This window comes from Dialister sp., assembly GCF_036343215.1.
In the GTDB taxonomy this organism is placed as follows: Bacteria; Bacillota; Negativicutes; order Veillonellales; family Dialisteraceae; genus Dialister.
Genome location: NZ_JAZASU010000130.1, coordinates 1 through 4,025, shown reverse-complemented (window position 1 = coordinate 4,025; position 4,025 = coordinate 1). Strand labels below are relative to the sequence as shown.

The following is a 4,025-nucleotide window of genomic DNA, read 5'->3' as shown; positions in this document are numbered from 1 at the left end:
GGGGGAAAGCCGTTGCCCGGTCACAATCCATCTACCTAGATTGTAGCATCAGGATACCTTGCACAATAGAGCTTCTAATAAAGCTCAAATAGGTGTAGAAGCCATATTTCTTAGCTTCTACACCTATGATACGAGGGGGGATGCCCCGAAGGGGCAGGGGGGAAGATTGATGCTTGAAACGCAGAAAGAGCTTTTCAGCCGTAAGTGCAAGTAAACATCCATCATCCTATCCGCCCTTCGGGCACCTTCCCTATCTAGGGAAGGTAGACCGATTCGCCGCCTTCGGCGGTCTGATTCAATCATTGGAAACAACAAAAAAGCAGGCATCCGATCAGGATGTCTGCTTTTTCTAATGTCTATTTCTAACCACTAACGGCTAACTGCTAACTGCTAACGGCTAACGGCTAAATTCTCACTTCCCATACCCCATAGGATTATTTTTCTGCCATTTCCATGTATCTCTGCACATATCTTCGAGGCTTCTCTTCGTCTTCCAGCCGAGCACTTTCTGTGCCTTGGCGGAATCTGCCCAGAATTTGGGGAGATCGCCGGCTCTCCGGGGTCCTATTTCGTACTTGACTTTGACTCCCGTAGCGGATTCGAAAGCTTTGATGATATCGAGGACGCTGTAAGGAGTCCCGGTACCGAGATTGAAAATTTCCACGCCCCTGTGATTTTCTGCATATTCCACAGCTTTGACATGTCCGTCGGCCAGATCCATGACATGGATATAATCCCGAAGGCACGTGCCATCGGGCGTCGGATAATCTCCTCCAAATACGGTGAGATGATCCCGCCGTCCCACAGCCACCTGGGCGATATAAGGCATGAGATTATTCGGGATACCCTGGGGATCCTCGCCGATCCGTCCGCTTTCATGGGCCCCGATGGGATTGAAATAGCGGAGCAGAATGACCGTCAGCTTCGGATTGGCTTTCGCTGCATCTTCCAGAATTTCCTCCATCATCACTTTCGTCCAGCCATAAGGATTCGAACAGCTTCCCCGCTTCATGGTTTCCACATAGGGCGGATCATTTTCCTCCCCGTAAACCGTGGCGGAAGAAGAAAATACAAACCGCGTGCAGCCTGCTTCCTCCATGCATTCCAGAAGGGTGAGGGTGGTATCGATATTATTTCTATAATACTTCAAAGGCAGCCGCACCGATTCGCCCACCGCCTTGAGGCCTGCAAAATGAATGACGCAGTCGATATCATTTTCCCTGAAAATCTGACGGACCTTCTCCTTATCCTTCACATCCGCTTCATAGGAAACGACCTTCTTCCCGCCAAGCTCCTCCACCCGTCGGATCGCCTCCGGAGAAGAATTGGAAAAATCATCCACAATGACCACCTCATGGCCCGCCCTCAAAAGCTGCACAGCCGTATGAGATCCGATATACCCGGCACCGCCGGCGAGTAATACTTTCATAATGAAATCCTTTCGTAGAAATACTTCACTGGGGAAACTTACTTTTCATTATATCATTTTGATAGAGGACATACAAAAAGGGAAGGATGACTGAGTTTCTGTCCACTTGCCTTGAGAAGTTATCAGTTAGCAGTTCTCAGTTCGCAGTGAAAGAGGGCCCGCGTCAAATCAGAAGCGGGCCAATTTTTTTTATATATGAATTTGAAACAGCCTTATTAAAAAAGCCGCGCTTTCCAATTAGCTGCGCGGCACCACCAATGAGAACTGATAACTTTTTAAATTCAGCCTTTTGAAAATCAACTGTCCATTCAGCCAGCCAGGCCTCACGCCGTAAAAAATATTTCCAATCCAATCCCGATCAGAATCAGTCCGCCTACGACAGTCGCCTTATCCGCCAGCTTCATACCGAAATGACGGCCCAGGATGATTCCCGCTATGCAGATGAAAAATGTGACCACGCCGATAATCACACTGGCAAAAAAAGCTTCCCGCACATTAAATTCCGCAATCGTAAATCCCACGGACAGAGCATCCATAGAAGTGGCGATTCCCTGGATAAAAAGCGCCTTGAAACTCGTAGCCGACTGGATTTCCTCCTCTTCTCCCGAAAGACCGTCTTTGATCATATTTCCACCCAGGGCAAGAAGAAGAATCAGCGCGATCCAGGGGATATAGGGCAGAAGGCTGTGAAATAAATCCACTACCCAGTTCACGCAGAACCATCCCGTCATAGGCATAAACCACTGGAAAAATCCAAAAGTACCGGCAATGAGGCACATCTTCCGCCATTTCATATAATGCTCATGAATGCCGTTTGCCAGAGAAACAGAAAAAGCATCCATGGCGAGGCCGATGCCTAACAATATGCTGTTTATGATAAATGCCATAATGATCACCAACTGTAATTTACTCGCATAGAAGTTCCGAGTTCCGAGAGTCCGCGTAACTGCAGAGGCATCTGGTACGGGGAAGGATTGTGCATGTTCGCATAGAAGTTCCGAGTTCCGAGTGCCTGCAAAGCTGCAGAGATATCCGGCACAGGAACGGATTGATTGTTATTATTTATCAACATTTGCCCATTTTGCGATGACGGAACGCTTAAGGCCACTGATCATCTGACGGACCTCGGAATTAAGTTCCAGTGTCGGTTTGATTTGCTCATAGGTAAAGAATCCCAAATCCCGGCAAAGGATGAGTTGATTCTCCAGTTCGGAAGAAGAAGCTCTGGCAATTTCCAAAAAATGTACAAATTCCTTGTAGTGATGTCGTTCTGAACCTTCCACAATATTGGAAGAGACAGACACAGAAGCCCTCTGCATCTGTGTTCGCAGCCCGTATCGCTCATAATCCGGAAGCATTAGACAGAGCGCATACACCTGCTTTGATACCTCACGTGATTTATGCCATACTTTTAAATCTGTGTAATTGGACATAGTGAGTGCTCCCATCGTTAACAATTCCCTGCGAAAAATGACGCAGATCATACTTCGCGTACTCGGAACTCGGAACTTATATGCGCGCCTGCCTACAGTTCAGTATACAAAAAAAGACTCAGGCACATAAAAATGCACCTAAGTCTCGCAATTTCAAGATTAGCCAGGCAAAGCCAGTATGTTGACTATCTCCACAAAAGTGGCTGCTACTCCCTCAGTTATTGAGAATGATAGCATGTTTAATTGCCTTTGTCAAAAGAAATTCTCCGATAAAATCAGAATATTTTCATATCGATATTTATTCTCAATTAGTTAACTCAATCATCTTCAGCTCTGGCGAGGCTAATTGCCAAAAGATATTCATGCCAAAAGACTCTACAGAAAAACGCGGACCTCCCCGAAGTGCGGGGAGGTGCCGAAGGCGGAGGGGATGTCAAGCAGGTACATGACGAAAATGAATAAAAAGGGACAAGCGCAGGGTTCGGTACAAGGCACAAATGAGACTAATTGCCAAAAAGGCACTCGCACCTAAAGATTCTATCGGTAAGCGAGTGGCCCTCCTCGAAAGGAGGGCTCCGTGAAGCGGTGGGAGGAAACAAGTCGAAACGCCAGCCATCTCTGCCAGCAAAAAATCAAAAGCAGATAAATCTTTTCGCTATTGACTCAAACGCAAGGCATGACCGTAGACAGGCTCTCCCTGGGGAGAGCTCCGCGAAGCGGTGAGAGGGGACTTAAGGAAGTGTGCTAAACGTTCAGTCTCACATTTTGACGCTGACCATCATCTCGTCGAATCACTCCCCCCTCAGTCTGCTAACGCAGCCAGCTCCCCCAGGGGGGAGCCTTTTCGCTATAGACTCAATCGTCAGTCCTGCCCGGCGTCAGGCTCTTAGCCTCCCCGAAGTTCGGGGAGGTGGCGCCGAAGGCGACGGAGGGGATGTACGATCTTACAAGTCGGAAATGGAATAAAAGGTACAAGCGTTTCGGAGAGCTCGAGGGCAGCGGTGAGAGGGGAGTTATGTGAATTTGCCGAAGGCTGATGTAAAACTCGGAACTCGGAACTTCCATGCGGGTTATTTTCCTCCCCCCTCAGACGCCTACGGCGCCAGCTCCCCCAAGGGGGAGCCTTTTCGCTATAGACTCAAAAGCCAGCCGTGCCCGGCGTC

3 protein-coding genes are annotated in these 4,025 nt (G+C 48.4%); all 3 read right to left on the bottom strand.

Going from position 1 to position 4,025, the window contains the following annotated elements; genetic code table 11:
- Positions 1-412 precede the first annotated feature (412 nt).
- Positions 413-1,429: a UDP-glucose 4-epimerase GalE gene (gene galE / locus VZT47_RS09615; protein WP_330224747.1), complete on the bottom strand. Its 1,017-nt coding sequence runs from the start codon at positions 1,427-1,429 to the stop codon at positions 413-415.
- 323 nt (positions 1,430-1,752) lie between these two features.
- Positions 1,753-2,316: a manganese efflux pump MntP gene (locus tag VZT47_RS09610; RefSeq protein WP_330224746.1), complete on the bottom strand. Its 564-nt coding sequence runs from the start codon at positions 2,314-2,316 to the stop codon at positions 1,753-1,755.
- Between the two features lie 171 nt (positions 2,317-2,487).
- Positions 2,488-2,862 carry a four helix bundle protein gene (locus VZT47_RS09605; RefSeq protein WP_330224745.1) on the bottom strand — a complete coding sequence of 125 codons (375 nt, stop codon included), beginning with the start codon at positions 2,860-2,862 and terminating at the stop codon, positions 2,488-2,490.
- Positions 2,863-4,025 lie beyond the last annotated feature (1,163 nt).

Bases quoted from the DNA above. Each gene is read 5' to 3' on its own strand.
- VZT47_RS09610 (WP_330224746.1), bottom strand. From the start codon at position 2,316: ATGGCATTTATCATAAACAGCATATTGTTAGGCATCGGCCTCGCCATG.
- galE (WP_330224747.1), bottom strand. From the start codon at position 1,429: ATGAAAGTATTACTCGCCGGCGGTGCCGGGTATATCGGATCTCATACG.
- VZT47_RS09605 (WP_330224745.1), bottom strand. From the start codon at position 2,862: ATGTCCAATTACACAGATTTAAAAGTATGGCATAAATCACGTGAGGTA.